The organism is uncultured Comamonas sp. (assembly GCF_964277875.1).
Taxonomy (GTDB): domain Bacteria; phylum Pseudomonadota; class Gammaproteobacteria; order Burkholderiales; family Burkholderiaceae_C; genus Comamonas; species Comamonas sediminis.
The window spans coordinates 369361-390107 of the sequence record NZ_CAXYJV010000050.1; the positions used below are offsets into that span (position 1 = coordinate 369361).

Sequence of the window (20747 nt, forward strand, 5' to 3'; positions counted from 1 at the left end):
GATGAACCACAGCCAGGAGCCCACCATGCGCAACCCCCATGCCTATAACCGCCGCCGCACCCTGCAGATGCTGGCAGCCGGTCTGGCCACTGCCGCAGCCACCGGCCAGGCCGCGCTGGCGGCCCAGCCAGCACCCACCCCCATCGAAGTCTGGAAAGACCCGAACTGCGGCTGTTGCAAGGACTGGATCGCGCTGATGGAACAAGCCGGCTTTAGCGCCAAAGTCCACGACAGCGGCAACAACGCCGTGCGCGCCCAGCTGGGCCTGCCTGCACGGCTGGGCTCATGCCATACCGCGCTGGTAGGCGGTTACCTGGTGGAGGGCCATGTACCACCTGCCGATGTGCGCAAGCTGCTGCAGCAAAAGCCCAAGGCGCTGGGCATTGCGGTGCCGGGCATGCCCATCGGCAGCCCCGGCATGGACGGCCCCGCCTACGGCGGCCGCAAAGACCCGTTCGATGTGCTGCTGGTCACCAGGACTGGCGCGGGCAGCGACGTCACCACCCGCGTTTTCAGCGCCTACCGCGACTGAGCGCGCGGATCTTTTGGCATTGACATTTGGAGCATGACATGAACCACACCACCACCACCCTGGCCGCGTTGACCCTGGCTTGCAGCCTGCTGAGCCCGGCTCTGGCCCAGAACCACGCCGACCACGCCAGCCATGGCGGGGCCGCACCGGCTGCGGCCGCAGCACCGGCATCCTCACCCATGGCAGCCACAGCCGCCGATGCGGTGATGACCGCAGGCGAGATCACCCGCGTGGACAAGCGCGCCAGCAAGCTGACCATTCGCCATGCAGAGATCAAGAACCTGGACATGCCGCCGATGACCATGGTGTTCGGGTTAAAGGACGCCACGCAAATAGCGCAGTTCAACGCGGGCGACAAGGTGCGCTTTCATGTGCAGGATGAAGGCGGCAGCCTGATGATCACCCGCATTGAGCGGGCCGACTGATCATTGCGGTCCCCAGATCACACCAGATCTGGGGCGGGCATGCGCTGCCAGCACCTACACTGTGCAGCCATGCAAAGCCTTCAAGCCCTTCAAGAGCAGCTGCACAGCGGTGCGCTGCGCGGCGCCCGCCAGATCAAGCTAGCTGCGGATCTGCGCGAGTTTCCACGCGAGCTTTTTGCGCTCACAGACACCCTCGAAATGCTCGACCTCAGCGGCAACCAGCTCTCCAGCCTGCCCGATGACCTGACCCGTTTTAGCCAGTTGCGGGTGCTGTTTGCGTCGAACAACCCGTTCACCGAACTGCCGCGCGTGCTAGGCCGCATGCCCCGGCTGGAGATGGTGGGCTTCAAAGCCTGCCAGATCCGCACGGTGACGGCCGACAGTCTGCCGCCGCAGTTGCGCTGGCTGATCCTGACCGACAACCAGATCACGGAGTTGCCCGATACCCTGGGCGAGCGCCCCCGCCTGCAAAAGCTGATGTTGGCCTGTAACCAGCTGCAGAGCCTGCCAAGCGGCCTGGCCCACAGCCCCCGGCTGGAGCTGCTGCGCCTGGCCGGCAACCGCTTTGCGGCACTGCCGCCCGAAGTGCTGGCCATGCCAGCGCTGGCCTGGCTGGCGATGGCCGGCAACCCGATGACCTTGCACAGTGAGCAGCAGGTGCTGCAGGCCAACGCGGCAGCGGCTTGGCGCGGTGACGATCTACAGCGGCAGGAGCTGCTGGGCCAGGGCGCCAGCGGCCACATCTACCGCGCCAGCGCTGTGGATGGTGGGCCCGATGTAGCGCTTAAAGTGTTCAAGGCGGGGCAGACCAGCGACGGCACGCCCCAATCAGAAATGGCGGCGGGTCTGGCAGCGGGACAGCACCCACATTTGCTGACACCGCTGGCGGTTTTGCAGGCGGATGTGCATGCCAGCTCACAAGAACTGGCGATGGTATTGCCATTGCTGCCGCCCGGCCTGCAACCGCTGGCGGGCCCCCCCAGCCTGGCCAGCTGCACACGTGATGTCTATGCCGATGGTGCCCGGTTTTCCACGGCTGCCGCGCAGCGCATGCTGGCGCAAGTGCGCAGCGCGGTCGCGCATCTGCATGGCCACGGCATGTTGCATGGGGATGTATATGCCCACAACATCTTGTGGAACCCAGCCACCGGCGATGCGGTGCTGAGCGATTTGGGGGCGGCATCGATGCTGGGCGAGCTGCCGGCGGCACAGCGCCAGCAGTTGCAGCAGATGGAGCTGCGCGCGCTGCAGCATCTGGAAGCCGAGGTGCAGGCGCGGACGCACTGACTGCGCCCGGCGCGCCGGGCGCAACGGGCGCAATGCTTTACTTCAGGAAAGCAGGCTTGGCGTAGCCGGGGAACTGGCTGTCCACCACGGCCTTGAACTCAGGCGAGCGGTAGGCGGCAGCCAGGTCCTGGGCCCAAGCGCTCTTTTCGTTGCCGGTCTTGACGGCGACCACGTTCAGGTACTGGTCGGGCGTGTTTTCCAGCACCACGGCTTCGCTCAGCTTCAGGCCCGAAGAGACGGCAAAGTTGCCGTTGACGACCACGTAATCGGCATCTTCCAGCACGCGCGGCAATTGGGCTGCATCCAGCACCAAAAACTTGAGCTTGTGCGGGTTCGCGGCCAGGTCCAGCTCGGAGATGCGGGCCGGGTTCACACCCTCCTTCACCTTGACCAGGCCTGCCTGCTGCACCACCAGCAGTGCACGCGCCAGGTTGCTCGGGTCATTGGGCAAGGCCACCTTGGCGCCGGTCTGGATATCTGCCAGGGTCTTGTGCTTTTTGCTGTACACGCCCATCGGTGCCACCGGGCCTTGCACGATGGCCGTCAGCGCCAGTTTGCGGTCGGTGGTGAACTGGTCAAAATAGGCGCGGTGCTGGAAGAAGTTTGCGTCCAGCGAGCCATCGGACAGCGCCAGGTTGGGCTGCACATAGTCGTTGAACTCGATGAGCTTGATCTGGTAGCCCTTTTTCTCCAGCTGCGGCAGGATGCCTTTTTGCAGCAGGTCGTAGTTGGAGCCGGCGGTAGCGCCAATCTTCAGGCTCTTCTTGGCCGCATCCTGTGCCATGGCAGGCAGAGACACAGCAGCGATCAGAGCAAGGGCAGCGCCAGCCATCACGGCACGGCGCCCAGCGGCGAAGGAAAAACGAGCGGACATCAGAAACTCCGAGCAATCAGAAAACAGCTGCTGACCCGACAAAACGTTTCAACGCTTTATCGGAACCGCAGCAAAGCAGCGAGTATGAACCTGCCTACTACCTTTCACTCAGAAATTATCGAAATCAGCTCATTCCAAACGCATATATAGAGCTAGTGTCTCAGACGCATCCAGCAAAAAGCCGCCTGTCGCGAAAACAGGCGGCTCGTCATGAAACGGCCGGTGCCATCAGGCATCGACCGGAGCGCTTAAGAATTCAGGGGCGGTCCCAGACCTGGATCATGCCTTGCAGCATATGTGCCAGAGAGTCTGCGGCCGCCGCCGTGGTGACGGGCCAGATCGTCAACATGAATGCCAGCAATACGGCCAGCACCAAGGCAATAAAAGAGGCTGCATCTAACCAATGGCTGTGGTGGTGAAACATGGTGAACCTCCTTTCCACCGAGACGGGTACTGCTGAACAGAGGCCTCTACCACCCCGACATGGGATGGGAACTGTGGAATGTCTCTATTGCACCATGGGGATTCCCCGGTGTCTGTCAGAAAAGTTCTGTGCTTGTACAGCGATTTCTTGAACACGGCGCCTCGGAAACGGGCTGATAACCCCACAAGCAGCTTGGCACTTTTTGGGAGTCGATCTGCGCTCCAGAAGGCAGATCTACACAAGCCCTTTGTCCATCTCATCCGGTGCTATCTTTTTTGATATCGGGCGTCTGCCTGTCGGCATGCGTGGTGGTCGCCAGAGCCAGCATGTTGCCGCATGGTTAGGCGAACTTGCCGACATCTGTGCCTCAACATCTGGCAACCACGTGCAAAACACGGGCCCAAACCAGGGCAGCGGTCACCGGCTGCGCCCCTCCGCCCCCCTGCACCGGGCCTGCGCTTGGTGCGACAATACGGCACCGCTCTGCAGGACGCCCGCAAGCCGCGTCCGTATGGGCTTTGCTACCCGTGACAGGCAGACCCGCCCACCCGCCGCGCGGCCACCACCGGCACAGGCGATGGGGTACCAAACCTGCCACCCCTACCGCCCCTTGCGAAGGCGAGCACGTGTATTTTTTGAAACCAGCGGCAGCGGCTTGCGCCCTGCCTTGCAATGCTGACATGACACCCTCCTTGGCCCACACCGTTTCCGTGGCAGACATCCGCCTGAGCGATGTGCACCTCAAGCGCGGTGCACAGACGGTGTTTCAGGGCCTCAACCTGCAGGTGACCGAGCGGCGCATCGGGCTGATCGGTGACAACGGTGCTGGCAAGACCAGCCTGTTCCGGCTGCTGTGCGGGCTGGAGCATGCCTACCAGGGCAGCGTGCAGGTCGCAGGATGCGATGTGCAACGCCAGCGCGAGCAACTGCCCGGCGTTGTCGGCCTGATGTTCCAGAACCCCGATGACCAGATCATCTTCCCGACCGTGGAGGAGGAGCTGGGCCTGAGCCTGCAATACCGGGGCGTATCCCGCAAGGCAGCCATCGTGCAGGCACGGGATTTTTTGGCGGCGCGGGGCCTGGCAGACTGGGCGCCGCGCGCCGTCAGTGGCCTGAGCCAGGGCCAGCGCCAGCAGGTTTGTTTTTTGGCCATGCTGATGGCGGCTCCGCAGGTGATGCTGCTCGACGAGCCTTTTGCCAGCCTGGATCTGCCTGGCCAGGTACGCCTGGCGCGTGAGCTGGATGCTGCACCCGCCCAGGTCATCATCTCCACCCATGTGCTGGACCATGTGCGCCACTTTGAGCGCGTGCTGTGGCTGGACCATGGCCAAGTGCGCGGCGATGGCCCGGGGGCCGATGTTTGCGCGGCTTATGAGGCCGACGTGCAGGCGCGCATGGGCCAGCCCCTGGATGCAGCAGCAGCAACAGCAGCCGCTGCCCACACCCGACCAGGGGCGCAGTGATGGGCACACTCTACAGCGACATCCCCAGCTGGATGCACCGGCTGCCTGCCGGGCTCAAGCTCCTGCTGCTGGCCTTGAGCAGCATCGCCCTGTTGGCGCTCAGCGATCTGCGCCTGCAAGCGCTGGCCTTTGCGGCGATTGTCTTGTTGTACGCCAGCCTGGGCGCAGCCTCCCGCCCCACGCGCCGGCTGGTAGTGGTGGCCGTTTTGGCGTCCGCGCTGGTGGGCGGCCTGCATGCGGCGACCGGCCAGCCCTGGCTGGGCCTGGCCAGCGGCCTGCGCCTGGTCAGCACGACGATGCTGGGCGCGATGCTGACGGCGACCACCCGTTTTGGCGATCTGCTGGGTGTGGCCGAATGGCTGCTGTCGCCGCTCGCCCGCCTGGGCGTACCGGTGGAGCGCCTGGCCTTGCAACTGGGGCTGATGCTGCGCTTTGCCGAGCAGTTTTTTGTGCAGTGGCAGCGCCTGGCCGATGCCTACCGGGTGCGCACCGGCCGCGCGGGCGGCTGGCGTTTGCTGGCACCTCTCACCATTCATATGCTCATCACCGCCCGCAAGGTGGCCGATGCGCTGGCCATTCGTCTCAAGCTCTAGCAGCGCTGCGCCCTCATCCCCTTTTTTGAAAGACACGGACATGCCTATGACCTCCGAGCACCGCACCGAAACCCGCGCTCAGCGCATAGCCCTGGTGGCCCTGTTTGCCGCGCTGATGGCCGCTTTCGGCCTGATTCCCAAAATCGATCTGCCGTTGGGCGTGCCGATTACCGCGCAGACGATGGGCGTGATGCTGGCCGGCTGCATGCTGGGAGCCGCGATGGGCTTCCAGGCCCTTTTGCTGTTTCTCGCGGCGGTCGCGCTGGGCCTGCCGTTGCTGTCGGGCGGCCGGGGCGGCATGGGCGTGTTTTTCCTGCCTTCTGCAGGCTATCTCCTCTCCTACCCGCTGGCCGCTGCGGTTGCCGGGTTGGTGATGCGCAGCTTGGCCGGCACCGGCCCGTCATCGCCCATGCGGCTGGCCACTTGTGCCTTTGTGGCCTCGGTGCTGGGCGGAATCGTGGTCGTCCATGTGTTCGGGGTGCTGGGCCTGATGCTGCTGGCCAAGCTGAGCTTTGTGCAGGCGGCAATAGGCACCCTGGTATTTGTGCCGGGGGATCTGGTCAAGTGCGTGCTGGTGGCACTGATGGTGCACACGGTGGCGCGCGGCCTGCCCGACTGGCGCTTTGGCGGACGCCGCCTGTGAGCGGCTCGCAAGCGCCATCGGCCCCGCTGGCCGGCTGGCAACGCCTGGTGCATGGCCCGCTGGCCCACTGGGCGCAGCAGCGGCCCGGAGCCATTGCCATCGATGACGGCCAGCAACGCATTGGCTTTGCCGATCTGCATGCCGCCGTGCAGCAACACGCCCAGGCCCTGGAGGCCCAGAATGCCCCCCACTCCCGCTTGCTGGATGCCAGCCAGCCGCCGGCAGCGCTGATTACCGATTTTTTGGCCACCAATGCCAGCGGCCGCTGCGCGGCGCTGGGCGACAGGGCCTGGTCACACGCACAGCAAGCGCAGGCGCAGCAATGGATCGATGCGCTGGCCGCCACGCCCCGCAGTGACGACCATCGCGATGCCGCGCTGCAGCCGTTCTACATTGGCTTTACCTCGGGCAGCACGGGCCTGCCCAAGGGCTTCAGGCGCCACCACCAGTCCTGGAGCGAGAGCTTTCGCGTCTGCGTGGACAGCTTTGGCCAGGCCGCGAACGGCTGCGTGATGGCGCCAGGCAGCCTGTCGCATTCGCTGTTTTTGTTTGGTGCGCTGCAAGGCATCTGGACGGGTGGCGGCACGCAGCTGCAACCGCGCTTTTCTGCCAGCCAGTGCCTGGCCACGTTGCGCCAGCGGGCGACGCCCTGCCTCGTCGCCGTGCCCAGCCAGTTGCTTGTGATGCTGCAGCTGGCCGAGCGCCGCGCGCTGGCGCCGATCACCTCGCTGGCGCTGCTGATGATCAGCGGTGCGCGCTGGATGCGCCAGCACACGCCGGCGCTGCAGGCGCTGTTCCCGAACGCCCGGATTGTGGAGTTTTATGGCGCCTCCGAGGCGAGCTTTATCGCCTGGATGGACGCCCACGCGGACACCGCACCGCAAGTGGTGGGCCGGCCCTTCAGCAATGTGCAGTTGCAGATCCGCGATGCCAGGCTGCAGCCGCTGCCCCACGGTGAGGTGGGCACCATCTGGCTGCGCAGCCCCATGCTGTTTACCGACTATGTGGGCGCGCAGGCGGATGCGACGGCTGCACTGCGCGACGGCGAATGGCTCAGCGTACGCGATATGGGCAGCCTCGATGCGCAAGGCATGCTGACCCTGGTGGGGCGCGAGAAGCGCATGATCGTTACCCAGGGAAAGAACCTGTTCCCCGAAGAGGTGGAGGCGGTGCTCTGCGAGCACCCGCGCGTGGCTGCGGCATCGGTGCATGGCGTCGACGATGCGCTGCGCGGCAAGCAGGTCTGGGTGGCGCTGCAATTGCGTGATGGAGCAGACGCTGCCCCTGCCGCGCTGCCGGCCGCAGGCTTGCAGCCGCTGGCCGATGCCGCGCTGGCCCGCGAGCTGGCCGAGTGGTGCCGCAGCCGGCTGGAAGCACACAAGTGCCCACGCCGCTGGTTCAGCGCCGCGCCCTGGCCCCAGACGGCCAGCGGCAAGACGGACCACCCCATGCTTGCACAATGGCTGGCAGCAGCACTGCCGAGTGCCGACAAAACCGCTTGATCGCGCGCGCCACCATGCCCAACCCACCCGTCTTTATCGCCAGCCATGCGCGCAGCGCCGTCGTACCGGTGGGCGGCGCGTTCAAGCATCTGCACACGCATGAGATTGCCGCGCCTGTGCTGCAAGGCCTGCTGCAACGCGCCGGGCTGACGGCAGATGCTGTGGATGCCGTCGTGCTGGGCAACGCCTTGGGTGCTGGTGGCAACCCGGCACGCATGCTGGCGCTGGCGGGCCAGCTGCCGCTGCACTGCGCCGCCTACTCGGTCGATACACAGTGCTGCGCCGGGCTCGACGCTATCGCGCTGGGCGCCAGCCTGGTCGCCAGCGGGCAGGCCGAGGTGGTGGTGGCCGGCGGTGCTGAGGCCTGGAGCCGCGCCCCCATCCGCGCGGCCCGCCCCTTGCAAGCCGGTGACAGCGCCGTGCCTTATGAGCGCCCGCCGTTTGCCCCTCCACCGCATGAGGACCCGGATCTGCTGCTGGCCGCCGCCCGCTATGCCGCCAGTGCGGGTTACAGCCGCGCCGTACAAGACGGCTATGCGGCCGCCAGCCATGCACGTGCGCTGGCAAGCGCTGCGGTGATGCTGCAAGAGATCATTCCCGTGGCGGGTGTGGTGCAAGACCCCTTTCCGCGCGCCTTGAGCCAGCGCCAGCTGGACCGCATGCCGGTAGTGGCGCAAACCGATGCCGGCATGGCCGATGAGGCGCGCCGCGCGCATGCCGTCAGCACGGTCGCCATCTCCCCCAAGGCCGACGCAGCGGCGCTGGTGCTGCTGGTCAGCGAAGCGGCCTGCCGCCGCTGGCGCCTGGAGCCCAGCGCGCAATGGCTGGGCCACCGGTCGCAGGGCGGCTCCCCTGCGATGCCCTTGGTGCTGGCTTTTGACGCTGCGCAGGCCTTGCTGCAGCGCCAGGGAGTGCACTGGCCGAAGCTGACTGCCATCGAGTTGCATGACGCCTTTGCGGTACAAGGCCTGCAATGGCAGGCGCTGCTGCAAGACCAGGATGCGGATGCCAGCCTCCTGAACCGCCATGGCGGCGGCATCGCACGCGGCCACCCGATTGGGGCATCGGCCGCTGTCGCGTTGGTCCGCGTATTGGCTGATTTGCAGGCAACGGCGGGCACATCTGCCGCCCTCGGGCTTGCTGCCGCCGCCGGTGCCGGTGGCCTGGGCAGCGCGGCCCTGGTGCGCCAGGCGCCGCTGCTATATTGACCGGATGCTCAGCACCTTAGCCATCGCCAACTACCGCTCCTTGCGCCAACTGCTGGTGCCCCTGGGGCAGATTACCGTCATCACCGGGCCCAATGGCAGCGGCAAAAGCAGCGTCTACAAGGCCCTGCGCCTGCTGGCCGATATCGCCCATGGCGGCGTGGTGCGCTCGCTGGTGCGCGAGGGCGGGCTGGCGTCGACACTGTGGGCCGGGCCGGAAGAAATCACCGCACGCATGCGCCGTGGCGACGTACCGGTGCAAGGCACAGTGCGGCGCAAACCGGTGCAGCTGCAGTTGGGTTTCGCGTCGGATGAAGACGGCTTCGGCTACGCGATCGATATTGGCATGCCCACGCCCTCAACGATTCTCAAAGCCTTTGCACATGACCCGGAGATCAAGCACGAAGCGCTCTGGGCTGGGCCGCTGTGGCGCCCGAGCGCCACCTTGGTGGAACGCCAGGCCGCACAACTGCGGTTGCGCGGAGGTGACCGCAGTGCAGCGAGCTGGTTGCCAGTGGAGCGCCCTGTCCCGCGCTGGGCCAGCATGCTGACCGAGTTTGTCGATCCGGTTGCCGCGCCGGAGATGCTGACGGTGCGCGAGCAACTGCGCTCCTGGCGTTTTTACGACCATTTCCGCAGCGATGTGGATGCCCCTGCCCGCCAGCCGCAGCTGGGCACCTACACGCCAGTGCTCAGCAACGATGGCGCGGACTTGGCCGCCGCATGGGAGACCATCACCGCCATTGGCGACCATGAGGCGTTGATGGCGGCCGTGGACGATGCCTTTGCCGGCGCCAAGATCTCCGTGCACCAGGACGGCAGCCGCCTGGCGCTGCTGATGCACCAGCCCGGCCTGCTGCGCCCGCTGCACACCAATGAGCTGTCGGACGGCACCTTGCGCTATCTGCTATGGATTGCCGCGCTGCTGACGCCGCGCCCGCCGCAGATGCTCGTGCTCAACGAGCCGGAAACCAGCCTGCACCCCGATCTGCTGCCCGCGCTGGGCCGCCTGGTCGCCGTGGCTGCGCGCCAGACCCAGGTGATCGTCGTCACCCACGCCCACCGCCTGCTGGCCGCGCTGGAAGACGCTGCCGCTAAGCTGGACTACCAGGCCATCCATTTGGAAAAGAACCTGGGCGAGACCCATATCGCCAATATCCCGGCGAGCGAGCTGCCGCGCTGGCAATGGCATGAGCGCTAGCCAGACGCTCGGCCTCAGTCCAGCCGTTGGAAGTACGCGTCGAGCTCGGCACGGGCCGTCAATGTCCGGTTCACTGCGGCAGCGGTATCCTCGTAGCCCAGCGCCATGCCGCAGACCACGGTTTGCGTGGCGGGCAGCGCCAGCACGTCGCGAATCAGGCCCGGGTAGGAGGCCATGGCCCCAATGGCACAGGTCGCCAAGCCGCGTGACTGGGCTGCAAGCATCAAACCGTAGATGGCCATGCCCAGGTCCATATAGCCGCCCGGCCCAAAGCCGCTGTCGATGGTGATGATGAGGGCCACCGGTGCATCAAAAAAACGAAAGTTGCGCCCGAACTGCGCGCCCCGCCCCGCTGCATCGCCCCGCTCCACCCCCAGCGCACCATACAAAGCCTGGGCGGCTGCGACCTGGCGCTTGCGCAGCGACAGCGGCAGTGGGTTGGGGAAATAGCCGTAATCCTCCGCCTCTTGGGCGCCCGCCTCATAGGCCTGCTGCAGACGGCTGGTGAGCTGCTCGCGCCGCGCGCCGCACACCTGCCAGAAGTAGCCAGGCTGCAAATTGGCACCACTGGGCGCGCGCCGCGCTTCCTGCAGGCAATCGCGCAGCAGCGCATCTGCCACCGGCTGCGAGGTAAAACCGCGCACCGAACGGCGCAGCTGTGCGCTGTTGGGTGATGCTGATGCTGATGCGGTTCGGATGAGAGATGGAGACAGGGGCTTGTTCATGGCAGTGGCCGCCATTGTAGTGAATGGGCTCCTGAATTTGCCATCCAGCCGCGTTGAGGCGCGCAGGCAGCACCGACTTGCAGCACAATCCATCCACTTCTCCGCCGTGCCGGAGTGTTCTTCCTCGGCGACCGCTATGACGACCTCCTCTCCCTCTTCTGACTCGCCGCAAGACGCCCCCAGCGGCAATATGCTGCTCTGGATTTTGTTGGCCCTGGCGATAGGTTTCGCCGCCTGGCAGCCGCGCAGCCCGCAGGCGACCATGGCGCTGGTCGATTGGCAGACCATTGGCGCGTTGGCGGGCCTGTTGGCGATCACCCAGGCCGTCGAGCGCAGCGGCATGCTGCAAGCCACCGCGCAGCGGCTGCTGACACGGGTATCGACCTTGCGCGGCCTGGCGCTGCTGCTCACCGCAACGGCTGCCCTGCTCTCGGCCTTGGTGACCAACGATGTCAGCCTCTTCCTGCTGGTGCCGCTGACGGCGGTGCTGGCAGCCCAGGCCCATTTGCCATTGGCGCGGCTGGTGGTGCTGCAGGCCTTGGCGGTGAATGCCGGCTCCGCCCTCACCCCCATCGGCAACCCGCAAAACCTCTACCTCTGGCACCGCTCTGGCGAGAGCTTTCTGGGCTTTATGGCGATGATGGGCCCGACCGTGGCCATCATGCTGGCCTGGGTCTTTGCGGCAGTGTGGTGGCTGGTGCCACGCACGGCCATCACGCTCAAGCCAGCGGCAGCACCCACCGCTGTGCAGCCCCGTTTGCTGACCATGGCCGTGTTGCTGTTTGTGGCCTTTGTCATCGCGCTGGAGCGCCACTGGACCTTAGCCGGCCTGGGCCTCGTCTTTGGCGTGTTTGCACTGGCAGCACCGCGGGTGCTGCGCGGCGTGGACAGGGCCTTGCTGGCCACCATTGCGCTGATGTTTGTGGTGCTGCGCCAGGTAGCAGAGTTGCCCGCCATGCAAACGCTGCTGCTGCAGTGGCCGATTGCCGAGGGCTGGCGCGCCTACCTGGCCGCCATTGTGGCCTCACAAGTCATCAGCAATGTGCCCGCCACCATCTTGCTGGACGGCACCGTACGCGACCTGCCCGCCCTGGCCGCTGGGGTCAGCGTCGGCGGCTTTGGCTGCGTGCTGGGCTCGCTGGCCAACCTGATCGCGCTGCGCCTGGCCCGGCTGCCCAATGGTTTGTGGGAGTTTCATCGCATCAGCATTCCGTTTTTGCTGGTGTGCGCAGCTTCGGCGGCGTTGCTGCGTTTGGGGTGATAAAGCGTTTAACCTTTATACCGAGTCATTCAATACCTTTAATTGGTTCACCAGAAAGCGTCGCAATTCGCGATTGCTGGGCTTTCGCCTTTGCGGAGCTCATGCGGCCGCCTGCGGGTTTGGTGACGCGAAGACCTGTCTCAACTTCGCAAGCCTTTAGGACAGTAAAGTGCGTAAATCTCTTGCTCCGTTCTATCGGAATAACGAGCTGCTTTGTTGACCAAACGACCGGCCCGAACATACGGCTTTCTGGGCCCTTGCTGAGTTAACTCGTCTAGCTTCTTGATGCCCTTATCGAGAGCTGAGGTCTCTATCGAGATTCCGACTGCTGCTACATCGGTGATATGGCGTACCGAATAAAAAAGGCCCACAAATATGCGTGAGCACATGCAAAAGGCCCGCCGAAGCGAGCCTCGAGACAATGAATAAGAATTAAAGAATCACAGAATTGCTCGTCTGATTCCACGTTTCCATCGACATGTTATGGCGAACCGTAGATTTCGACTTCATACAAGGCGAACCATGACACTTGGTTATTAACCTCAAATCTTATCGAGCTCGTCCGCACATGATTAGTAAAAGCCATAAAAATCGGAGTGTTATCATACTGATTAACAATCGTTTGATTGCCAATTAAGTTATTGTTAGCATCATAAGCTACAATAGTTATCGGAGCCACCTCCTTAGGACCAGCTGAGGTCCCGAGTGAAATCCTTACCCCCCTTACTATTGGCGAACCACTCGCCATATTAACCCGCATACTACCCACTTTAGCCATAAAATTATAGGCCTGACCATCAAAATACTTCCCATTCCGCAAATATGGAATATCTCCTGGAGATGCAATATTCTCCACCTTTGAAAGCGGCAAATGATGCATGAGGATCGGGTTTGTTCCTATTTTGGCGAGAGGCCCAGCCAAACCGGAAACAAAGTTCTGATAGATGTAATCTTCTCGGGTTATGGGTCGAATTTGAGACCCTCCGGCTCTCGAGGCAATGGCGCCCACAATGGGAGAAGCATAAGAGGTGCCAGAAGAAACACGCGTACCGCCGGTATAATAGTCAAGTGAAGTTATTTGATATCCAGGGGCCCAAGCCTCAACGCACGACCCATAATTAGAACCCTTAACCCCCGAGAGTGCTGGGTTATATTGGGGATCTACAGGCGTTGGATTTGTACCGCCATCTGCCGTTAACATCCGAGATCCATTTTGTTTAACTGCCCCCACAACCATAACTCCATCGTAGGCCTGCGGATTATTATAGGAATATTGACAGGCATTTGCTTCGTAATTCCCTGCAGACTCTGTCACAAACAGGCGATTGCTTGCATACCTAATACCAAGACCCACATCATCGTTCGCCCCGAAGGAATTTACCTCCGCGTCTCCGTCGTAGTTAGAAGACAAATTCAGCGTGGAAAAGATATTTTCAGCCTCGGCGTCTCTCGCAGCCCTTTCTAAGGCCTCCCTTATATTTGGGCCATCACCCATAACAGAGCGATAATATTTAATAGGCTGACCCGGATTCACCCCTCGGATGTTAAGATTATTATCCTTCGCCCCCACAATGCCGGCAATATGGCCGAAATGATAATTATATTGTATTCCCTCACCGGTGCAGCCGGCACAGGGGTGACCATGAATAATTAAATTTAGGTCAAGATTAATATTAGGATGCATTTGGGGGTTGGTATAATATGTTTCATACCCCTCCACCAAATACATTGGATTTGTAGCAGTTCCTGACTGAGCATTAACAAAATCTACCAGCCAGGGTTTGACCTGAGATCCAACAACAACATCACCAGAAACTTTTGAGTAAATTTGCTTGGGAGTAAATTCTTTTTTATGCAACTCTTTGATGTAAGTAACTCTTTCATCCGACGACAAGCTATTAGCCTGAGCCTCATTTAGAAAAGCATTAACAACAGCGCGATATTCACTTTTATGTTCAACACCGACGATCTTATAGTCAGAAATTAACTCAGATACTGCGATGTCGTAGATCTCAGGCACCAACAATCCGTCAAAATCAATTGTGCGATCCTTCGACAGAGGGTTGGCATCCGAAATATGGCGTACAAAAAAGGGATTTAACTCTACTTGATGCAACTTGAGATTTTTATTTTCACCTCTTGATACAATATTAGTGTAGTATATCGGATTATCAGCTTTTTCGATTGAAATTGGAGTAAACCCCTCTGGCTTATAAAGCCCGGCGTAGGTCAAAGATGTCAAAGTTAATGCAGCGAATGCAATAGCCGTTTTTTTCAATTTATCTCTCCAAGAAGATAGTAATGATTGCTGAGAATAATAAACAGCCCATCCTTTTTACCGCCGAATACTTACGTGAAATTTACGCTAGCGACGTACTTTGTAGTTATGTGTAAGTCTGCAAATATTTACTATGCTTCTCATAGCTTAAATTACTCTGACTTGGGACGAATACAAAAACAGGTTGGGTGATTGTTTACTTTATGGAGCAAATTCGCGGGGGTTCGTGGGTGCGCAGCGTCGATGAACATGAGATACTGATAAGTTCGTTCCAAACCTCACCAGTGGGCCTTCCGACCGATTAGTAGGCAGCCGATTAGTAGACAGTCACCTCTCCGCACTCCGAGCGGCGCCCCACTCGTCGCTGTGAAGATCGATCGTGTGCCCATCACCAGCGCGATATCCAGCGCCGCCTCATTGTTGGCCAGACTTCGACGATCTCGGAGTGTGGGCAGTCTTCTAGCTCAAGCAGTGATCGGGCTATCCGCTTGAGTTTCCCAGTTGGGGAGTGAGTAGGGCTGCCTGGTACTTGCCTAGCACTTTTGTCAGCGAGCCCTTCCAGCTCGACCAGGCTGTCCACATTGAGTTCATCCTTTCAGATTCCAGCCAGTCACGAGGTCGGCCGCTTGGCGCATGCCGTTCTTCACCAGATCTTCGAAAGAGAATTCAACTTTCTCCGCAGGGTGCTCGATCATCAGCATTCCTACGATGTGCGTCATGAATCGGCGCCCTCCCGCTCCTTTTCAGAGTCTATGCTGTGAACGCCACGTGGAATCCATTGCGATCAAGGTCCTGCACGTTCACCCGGAAGGACGGCGACCAGCCATCATCTTCAGGTTGGTCATGGGGAATAGTAATTGCCTTGCTATAGGTCGATAAAGAGCTAGCAAAACCACCGCAGCCCCCATCGAGAAGCATCCGACCGCCCGCATGCAGCAAAATGGAGCCTAGCAAGAATTCCGATGGTGCGAAGGACCAGTCGCGGGGATGGTAGCCAGAAATTCTCTGGCGACCAAACGCTTCCACACATCATTGATTAATAGAAAGATATTGTTATGCGCATAGCCACCTGGAACGTCAATTCCCTCTCCGTCCGTCTGCCGCAGGTGCTGGAATGGCTGGCCGCCAACCCGGTCGATGTGCTGGGCCTGCAAGAGCTCAAGCTCACCGACGACAAGTTTCCGCATGAGGCTCTGGCGGAGGCTGGCTACCAGGCGGTGGCGTTTGGCCAGAAGACTTACAACGGGGTGGCGCTGCTCAGCCGGGGCGAGCTCAAGGATGTGGTGCGCGCCAACCCGCAGTTTGCTGATGAGCAGTCGCGCATCATTGCCGGCACGGTGGCCAGCCCGGCCGGCGATATTCGGGTGATCAACTGCTATTTCGTCAACGGCCAGGAGCCGGGCTCGGACAAGTTTGCCTACAAGCTGCGCTGGCTCACAGGACTGGAAGCCTATGTGAAGGCCGAGATGGCCTTGCACCCGCGCCTGGTGCTGGTGGGCGACTTCAACGTCGCGCCGGAAGACCGCGACAGCTACGACCCCGATGGTCTGCGCGACACCATCCACCACACCAAGGAAGAGCGCGATGCCTTCCAGGGACTGTTGGCGCTGGGCCTGACCGACGCCTACCGCCTGTTCGAGCAGCCCGAGAAAAGCTACAGCTGGTGGGACTACCGCATGCTGGGCTTTCAGAAGAACCGGGGCCTGCGCATTGACCATATCCTGGTCAGCGAAGCACTCAAGGGCTCCGTGAGCGCCTGTACGATCGACCGCGCACCGCGCAAGAACAAGCAGCCCAGCGACCATGCACCGGTGGTGGTGACCTTGGGCTGATCCGGCCTTCAACCCATGCAAAAAACGGGCCGCAGCCCGTTTTTTTGTGTCAATACTACGCTGAGCGCAGCATCCAGATCAAGCCTTGCTGTCGGTCTCCGGCAGCGCATGCATCGCCAGCGCAGCCTCGGCATCGAGCTTGCGGCTCAGCGCTTCGGCGTCTTCTTCAGACAGCAGTTCGCCCTCCCACTTCGCAACCACGGCAGAGGCCAGCGAGTTGCCGACGGCATTGGTCGCAGAGCGGCCCATGTCCAGGAAGGTGTCGATACCCAGGATCAGCAGCAGGCCGGCTTCAGGAATGTTGAAGTGGCTCAAGGTGGCAGCAATCACCACCAGCGAGGCGCGCGGCACGCCGGCAATGCCTTTGGAGGTGAGCATCAGCACCAGCAGCATGGTGATCTGCGTGCCCAAGGACAGCTCGATGCCATAGGCCTGTGCGATGAACAAGGTCGCAAAGGTGCAGTACATCATCGAGCCATCAAGGTTGAAGGAGTAGCCCATGGGCATGACAAAGCTCGAGATCTTGCGCTTGACGCCAAAGCGGTCGAGCGCGTCGAGGATCTTGGGATAGGCGGCCTCGGAGCTGGCGGTGGCAAAGGAGACCATGAAGGCTTCCTTGATCAAGGTCAGCAGCTTGAACACGCGCTTGCCCAGGAAGGCCATACCTGCCAGCACCAGCAGCGACCACAGGATGAACAGGCCCAGGTAGAACTCACCCATGAACACGGCGAACTTCAGCAGAATGCCCAGGCCATTGATAGCGACGGTCGAAGCCATGGCCGACAGCACTGCCAGTGGCGCGAGCTTCATCACATAGCCGGTGATCTTGAGCATCACATGCGAGAGCTCATCGATGGCGGCCAGCAAGGTCTTGGCCTTGTCGCCCAGCGCAGCCATGGCCACGCCGAAGAACATCGAGAAGACGACAATCTGCAGAATCTCGTTGTTTGCCATGGCTTCGGCAAACGATTTGGGCACCGTGTGGTTGATGAACTCGCGCAACGTGAACTTGCCGGTGGCGAGGTTGGTGGCCGCGCTCACGTCCGGCAGCGGCAGGCCGAGGTTGGCGCCGGGCTGCAGCACATTGGCCAGCACCATGCCCAACAGCAGCGACACCAGGGATGCAGTGAGGAACCACATCATCGCCTTGAAAAACACCCGGCCCACCGATGCGGCATCGCCCATGTGCGCAATGCCCACGACCAGGGTCGAGAACACCAGGGGCCCGATCAGCATCTTGATCAGCCGCAGGAACACATCGGAGACGATGGAGATGTAGCCAGCAATATCCTTGGCGGCGGCTGCATCACCGGCGCTTGCGTTGACTGCATAGCCCAGCGCAATGCCAGCCAGCATCGCCGCCAAAATCCACAGCGCGGACGAAGAGCCCTTTTTGCCCGTGAGAGCCATAACCAATACCTTTGATGTGTGTGATTTATGGTGCTGTCCAGGGCGCTGCGGGCCTCTTGTGCGGCACACCAGCATGGGGGCCATGCTGGAGGGAGTGCGCCATGACCAGCCCGGGCAGGCTGGCTGCCGGGTGAAGGTGGTAAATCCGCTGCACAAGGAAAGAGCGATGAGGCTGCCTTGGACGGCAGGATTGCAGGTTCTGCGGGCCCGATTGTAGCCGCAAGTTTTTGCGGCTGAGCGCGCCCAACCCGAGAAAGTGGGCGCCTACATGGAGTTTTTTTCCCAATTCACGGGAATTTTGCGCGGCTACCCAGTAAGTTTTCAGCGGGCCGCAGGCGGGGGCGTTGCCGGCCTTGTCCACTCAGGATTGACGCTTTGTACGAGCCTATCGAGAGACAACCTTGCTAGCGGGCGCGTGCGTCCTGCATGTGCTGCAGCTCATCGGTATAGCGGCGCAGCTGCTGCGCCTGCGCTTGCAGCAGGGGGCGCACTTCCAGTGGCAAGGCCGATTCCAGCACGCGCTGGTAGCGCTCGGCCACCAGCACCAGGCACAGATTGCATTCGGCGATCAGGTCACGGTCGCTGTGGAGGTTGGCCCGCTGCTTGAATTCGGTCCAGCGGCGGTGCATGCGGCCTGCCGCGCTGAGCCCGGGCCGCTCCACCAGCGGGCTGGGCTCGGCCAGCTGCAACTGCACATCCTGCAGCTGCCAGTCCATCGCACGGAAGTGCTCGGCCAGCGCATACAAGTGGCTGCGCAACGCAATGGCTCGCGCTTGCTCGCTGCCTGCTACCAGACACTCCTCACAATCAGCCAGGCCTTGCTGCAGCACGCGTACCGCATGCTGCACCTCCGCGCCAGACAACTGCTCGCCCTCCAGACCGCTGATCGCATGCTCATACGCGGCGCGGGCGATGGCGCTCGCCTCGGGCCAATCCATGGGGTTGCTGCCGCGCACGTGCTGCCACTGCACTTCGAGCTGGTTGACCAACGCGTCAAAGCCTGAAGGGTTGCGCTGTGCTGCATACCAGCCCAGTGCCAGCGCCGGGCGGTAGGCCTCGAAGGGCTGACCCGCCACATAAAAATCCATGCTCTGGTAGTGGCTGCGCCAGTAGCTGTCTTCCCGCGCCGGATTGCCCCACAAGGCCTTGGCCTTGGGTGGCAGGCCACCGGCCATTGCGCCGTGCAGTGCATCGCCCGCCAGATGGGCCATGCCACTGGCGGTGGACGCTGCCAGCCGCAAGGTATTGAACAGCGCCGAGCGCTGGCGGCCAATGCGCTCAGGCGAATTGCGGTACGCCTGGGCCGAAAACACCGAAGTCATCTTTTGCATGGAGAGCACCACCGGGCAGACAGGGAATCACCCATTGTGGCACGGTTCAAACCGCAGCCGTGGCAGGTGTCTGTAAGCCAAACCGCCGCCTGGGGAGGCGGCGGTTTATCGGGGGATCCCAGGTTGCCCTGCCTCAATCGTCACTGGCCGACAGCCCCAGCTCCTGGATCTTGCGGGTGATGGTGTTGCGGCCAATGCCCAGGCGCTGGGCTGCCTCCATGCGCCGGCCATGGGTTGCAGCCAGCGCGCTTTTGATCAGCTGCGATTCGAAGCGGCGGCTGAGCACATCCCAGACCTCGGTGCTGCCGGACTGCAGCAGCGCATCGGCCTCGCGCGCCAGATCGCCCTCCCAATCACCGGCCGCAGCTGCGCCGTGGATGGCACCGCTCGCGCTGCCGTGGACGGGCATGGACAGGGCTGCGGGCTGGGCAGGCGGCTCAACGGCGGCGGGCCGGTAGCTGTATTCCTGCGCGGGGGCCTGGACCGCAGGTGCCAGGCCAGGCATGCCCGCAGGGGCCAGTGGCGCCGCCGGTGTGGCCTGCAGCACTTCCGGCGGCAGATCCTGTGCGGAGACCCACTGCGCGGGCGCCATCACGGTGATCCAGTGGCAGATGTTCTCCAGCTGCCGCACATTGCCCGGAAAGGCGAACTGGGCCAGCTGGGTCAGTGCAGCTTCGGACAGCTGCTTGGGCTCTACCCCCAGTTGTTTGGCGCTGGCCGCCAGAAAGTGGCGCGCCAGCATTGGAATGTCCTCCTTGCGCTCACGCAGAGGCGGCAGTCGCAAGCGGATGACATTGAGGCGGTGGAACAAGTCTTCGCGGAACACGCCCTTGTGCACCCGGTCTTCCAGATTCTGGTGGGTCGCGGCAATCACGCGCACGTGGGACTTGACAGGCACATGGCCCCCCACGCGGTAGAAATGCCCATCAGACAGCACGCGCAGCAGGCGGGTCTGCAGGTCAAACGGCATGTCACCGATTTCATCGAGGAACAGGGTGCCGCCCTCGGCCTGCTCAAAGCGGCCTCGGCGCTGGGTCTGGGCGCCAGTGAAGGCGCCACGCTCATGGCCAAACAGCTCGCTCTCGAGCAAATCCTTGGGGATGGCGGCCGTGTTGATGGCCACAAACGGGCCACCCGCCACCGGCGAATGCTTGTGCAGCGCGCGTGCGACCAGCTCCTTGCCCGAGCCCGATTCGCCGGTCACCATGACCGTGACATTGCTTTGCGACAGCCGGCCGATGGCACGAAACACATCCTGCATCGCCGGGGCCTGGCCCAGCATCTCACCATTGCCGGCGGACTGCGACAGCTCAGGCGCCTGGCTCTCGCTTTGCTGCACGGCACGCTTGATCAGCTCCACCGCCTTGGGCAGGTCAAAGGGCTTGGGCAGGTATTCAAATGCGCCGCGCTGGAAGGCCGAGACGGCGCTGTCCAGATCCGAGTAGGCGGTCATGATGATGACCGGCAGCTGCGGGTGGTCCTCATGCACTTGTTCTAGCAGTTGCAGGCCATTGCCGCCTGGCATGCGGATGTCGCTGACCAACACCGACGGGGCCAGTGCCTGGTCGCTCACGCTTTCAAAGGCTTCCAGTACTTCCTTGGGATGCACAAAGCTGCGCGTGGGCAGCTGCTCGCGGGCGAGCGCCTTTTCCAGTACGAATCGGATCGACGGGTCATCATCCACTATCCAGATTGGTTTCATTGTCGCTATCACCCTACCCTTACAGTTCTACATACCGTGGTCCTGCAGCAAGGGATGCG

At 62.2% G+C, this 20747-nt stretch carries 19 protein-coding genes; 11 read left to right on the plus strand and 8 right to left on the minus strand.

All coding sequences use genetic code 11. The annotated features are described in order from the left end of the window. Position 1 precedes the first annotated feature (1 nt). The 3 genes from ACHWUQ_RS22610 to ACHWUQ_RS22620 all read left to right on the plus strand — a co-directional run bounded on the left by ACHWUQ_RS22610 (position 2) and on the right by ACHWUQ_RS22620 (position 2244). Positions 2-532, plus strand: coding sequence for a DUF411 domain-containing protein (locus tag ACHWUQ_RS22610; protein WP_239812368.1), 531 nt, complete (start codon positions 2-4; stop codon positions 530-532). A 38-nt stretch (positions 533-570) separates the two neighbouring features. Continuing rightward, the gene (locus ACHWUQ_RS22615; RefSeq protein WP_312462447.1) at positions 571-957 is read left to right on the plus strand and encodes a copper-binding protein; all 387 of its coding nucleotides are present in this window, start codon (positions 571-573) and stop codon (positions 955-957) included. 69 nt (positions 958-1026) lie between these two features. Further along, on the plus strand, positions 1027-2244 hold the full coding sequence (locus ACHWUQ_RS22620) for a leucine-rich repeat-containing protein kinase family protein (protein ID WP_394682531.1): 1218 nt from the start codon (positions 1027-1029) through the stop codon (positions 2242-2244). Between the two features lie 37 nt (positions 2245-2281). Here ACHWUQ_RS22620 and ACHWUQ_RS22625 read toward each other — a convergent pair whose 3' ends face one another. Together ACHWUQ_RS22625 and ACHWUQ_RS22630 are read right to left on the minus strand one after the other, a co-directional pair. After that, positions 2282-3118: a MetQ/NlpA family ABC transporter substrate-binding protein gene (locus ACHWUQ_RS22625; protein WP_394682532.1), complete on the minus strand. Its 837-nt coding sequence runs from the start codon at positions 3116-3118 to the stop codon at positions 2282-2284. A gap of 256 nt (positions 3119-3374) precedes the next feature. Continuing rightward, positions 3375-3542 (minus strand): hypothetical protein, encoded by a 168-nt coding sequence (locus ACHWUQ_RS22630; RefSeq protein ID WP_239812372.1) that lies wholly within the window; start codon positions 3540-3542, stop codon positions 3375-3377. A 680-nt stretch (positions 3543-4222) separates the two neighbouring features. On the opposite strand from ACHWUQ_RS22630, the gene ACHWUQ_RS22635 reads away from it, so the two are divergent. From ACHWUQ_RS22635 to ACHWUQ_RS22660, 6 genes are read left to right on the plus strand one after another with little or no spacing between them, the layout of a single operon-like run. Continuing rightward, on the plus strand, positions 4223-5005 hold the full coding sequence (locus ACHWUQ_RS22635; RefSeq protein ID WP_394682533.1) for an energy-coupling factor ABC transporter ATP-binding protein: 783 nt from the start codon (positions 4223-4225) through the stop codon (positions 5003-5005). Then, a complete protein-coding gene (locus ACHWUQ_RS22640; protein ID WP_394682534.1) occupies positions 5005-5598 on the plus strand; it encodes an energy-coupling factor transporter transmembrane component T in 594 nt (197 codons plus the stop codon). Before ACHWUQ_RS22635 ends, ACHWUQ_RS22640 begins: the two co-directional genes overlap by 1 nt. A 46-nt stretch (positions 5599-5644) precedes the next feature. Then, the gene (locus tag ACHWUQ_RS22645) at positions 5645-6241 is read left to right on the plus strand and encodes a biotin transporter BioY (protein WP_394682535.1); all 597 of its coding nucleotides are present in this window, start codon (positions 5645-5647) and stop codon (positions 6239-6241) included. Further along, positions 6238-7743, plus strand: a complete 1506-nt coding sequence (locus ACHWUQ_RS22650; RefSeq protein ID WP_394682536.1) for an AMP-binding protein — start codon at positions 6238-6240, stop codon at positions 7741-7743. The genes ACHWUQ_RS22645 and ACHWUQ_RS22650 overlap by 4 nt, the downstream gene beginning before the upstream one ends. A 14-nt stretch (positions 7744-7757) precedes the next feature. Next, positions 7758-8951 (plus strand): beta-ketoacyl synthase N-terminal-like domain-containing protein, encoded by a 1194-nt coding sequence (locus ACHWUQ_RS22655; protein ID WP_394682537.1) that lies wholly within the window; start codon positions 7758-7760, stop codon positions 8949-8951. A 4-nt stretch (positions 8952-8955) separates the two neighbouring features. Then, the gene (locus ACHWUQ_RS22660) at positions 8956-10149 is read left to right on the plus strand and encodes an AAA family ATPase (RefSeq protein ID WP_394682538.1); all 1194 of its coding nucleotides are present in this window, start codon (positions 8956-8958) and stop codon (positions 10147-10149) included. A gap of 14 nt (positions 10150-10163) precedes the next feature. Here the strand turns inward: ACHWUQ_RS22660 and ACHWUQ_RS22665 are convergent, their stop codons facing one another. Continuing rightward, positions 10164-10874 (minus strand): nitroreductase, encoded by a 711-nt coding sequence (locus tag ACHWUQ_RS22665; protein WP_312530188.1) that lies wholly within the window; start codon positions 10872-10874, stop codon positions 10164-10166. Positions 10875-11010: 136 nt separating this feature from the next. Here ACHWUQ_RS22665 and ACHWUQ_RS22670 point away from each other — a divergent pair, with 136 nt between their 5' ends. Further along, entirely contained in the window at positions 11011-12135 is a 1125-nt protein-coding gene (locus ACHWUQ_RS22670; protein ID WP_394682539.1) for an SLC13 family permease, read from the plus strand. A 481-nt stretch (positions 12136-12616) separates the two neighbouring features. Here the strand turns inward: ACHWUQ_RS22670 and ACHWUQ_RS22675 are convergent, their stop codons facing one another. Continuing rightward, positions 12617-14413: a S8 family serine peptidase gene (locus ACHWUQ_RS22675; RefSeq protein ID WP_394682540.1), complete on the minus strand. Its 1797-nt coding sequence runs from the start codon at positions 14411-14413 to the stop codon at positions 12617-12619. Between the two features lie 587 nt (positions 14414-15000). Then, a complete protein-coding gene (locus ACHWUQ_RS22680; RefSeq protein WP_394682541.1) occupies positions 15001-15132 on the minus strand; it encodes a hypothetical protein in 132 nt (43 codons plus the stop codon). 336 nt (positions 15133-15468) lie between these two features. Here ACHWUQ_RS22680 and xth point away from each other — a divergent pair, with 336 nt between their 5' ends. Next, on the plus strand, positions 15469-16245 hold the full coding sequence (gene xth / locus ACHWUQ_RS22685; RefSeq protein WP_239812383.1) for an exodeoxyribonuclease III: 777 nt from the start codon (positions 15469-15471) through the stop codon (positions 16243-16245). Positions 16246-16323: 78 nt separating this feature from the next. Here the strand turns inward: xth and ACHWUQ_RS22690 are convergent, their stop codons facing one another. The 3 genes from ACHWUQ_RS22690 to ntrC all read right to left on the minus strand — a co-directional run bounded on the left by ACHWUQ_RS22690 (position 16324) and on the right by ntrC (position 20688). Further along, a complete protein-coding gene (locus ACHWUQ_RS22690; protein WP_239812384.1) occupies positions 16324-17655 on the minus strand; it encodes a dicarboxylate/amino acid:cation symporter in 1332 nt (443 codons plus the stop codon). A gap of 404 nt (positions 17656-18059) precedes the next feature. Further along, positions 18060-18986: a hypothetical protein gene (locus ACHWUQ_RS22695; protein ID WP_239812385.1), complete on the minus strand. Its 927-nt coding sequence runs from the start codon at positions 18984-18986 to the stop codon at positions 18060-18062. 133 nt (positions 18987-19119) lie between these two features. Next, the gene (gene ntrC, locus ACHWUQ_RS22700; protein ID WP_312462465.1) at positions 19120-20688 is read right to left on the minus strand and encodes a nitrogen regulation protein NR(I); all 1569 of its coding nucleotides are present in this window, start codon (positions 20686-20688) and stop codon (positions 19120-19122) included. Between the last annotated feature and the right edge of the window lie 59 nt (positions 20689-20747).

Bases quoted from the DNA above. Each gene is read 5' to 3' on its own strand.
- ACHWUQ_RS22610 (WP_239812368.1), top strand. From the start codon at position 2: ATGAACCACAGCCAGGAGCCCACCATGCGCAACCCCCATGCCTATAAC.
- ACHWUQ_RS22615 (WP_312462447.1), top strand. From the start codon at position 571: ATGAACCACACCACCACCACCCTGGCCGCGTTGACCCTGGCTTGCAGC.
- ACHWUQ_RS22620 (WP_394682531.1), top strand. From the start codon at position 1,027: ATGCAAAGCCTTCAAGCCCTTCAAGAGCAGCTGCACAGCGGTGCGCTG.
- ACHWUQ_RS22625 (WP_394682532.1), bottom strand. From the start codon at position 3,118: ATGTCCGCTCGTTTTTCCTTCGCCGCTGGGCGCCGTGCCGTGATGGCT.
- ACHWUQ_RS22630 (WP_239812372.1), bottom strand. From the start codon at position 3,542: ATGTTTCACCACCACAGCCATTGGTTAGATGCAGCCTCTTTTATTGCC.
- ACHWUQ_RS22635 (WP_394682533.1), top strand. From the start codon at position 4,223: ATGACACCCTCCTTGGCCCACACCGTTTCCGTGGCAGACATCCGCCTG.
- ACHWUQ_RS22640 (WP_394682534.1), top strand. From the start codon at position 5,005: ATGGGCACACTCTACAGCGACATCCCCAGCTGGATGCACCGGCTGCCT.
- ACHWUQ_RS22645 (WP_394682535.1), top strand. From the start codon at position 5,645: ATGACCTCCGAGCACCGCACCGAAACCCGCGCTCAGCGCATAGCCCTG.
- ACHWUQ_RS22655 (WP_394682537.1), top strand. From the start codon at position 7,758: ATGCCCAACCCACCCGTCTTTATCGCCAGCCATGCGCGCAGCGCCGTC.
- ACHWUQ_RS22660 (WP_394682538.1), top strand. From the start codon at position 8,956: ATGCTCAGCACCTTAGCCATCGCCAACTACCGCTCCTTGCGCCAACTG.
- ACHWUQ_RS22665 (WP_312530188.1), bottom strand. From the start codon at position 10,874: ATGAACAAGCCCCTGTCTCCATCTCTCATCCGAACCGCATCAGCATCA.
- ACHWUQ_RS22670 (WP_394682539.1), top strand. From the start codon at position 11,011: ATGACGACCTCCTCTCCCTCTTCTGACTCGCCGCAAGACGCCCCCAGC.
- ACHWUQ_RS22680 (WP_394682541.1), bottom strand. From the start codon at position 15,132: ATGACGCACATCGTAGGAATGCTGATGATCGAGCACCCTGCGGAGAAA.
- xth (WP_239812383.1), top strand. From the start codon at position 15,469: ATGCGCATAGCCACCTGGAACGTCAATTCCCTCTCCGTCCGTCTGCCG.
- ACHWUQ_RS22690 (WP_239812384.1), bottom strand. From the start codon at position 17,655: ATGGCTCTCACGGGCAAAAAGGGCTCTTCGTCCGCGCTGTGGATTTTG.
- ACHWUQ_RS22695 (WP_239812385.1), bottom strand. From the start codon at position 18,986: ATGCAAAAGATGACTTCGGTGTTTTCGGCCCAGGCGTACCGCAATTCG.
- ntrC (WP_312462465.1), bottom strand. From the start codon at position 20,688: ATGAAACCAATCTGGATAGTGGATGATGACCCGTCGATCCGATTCGTA.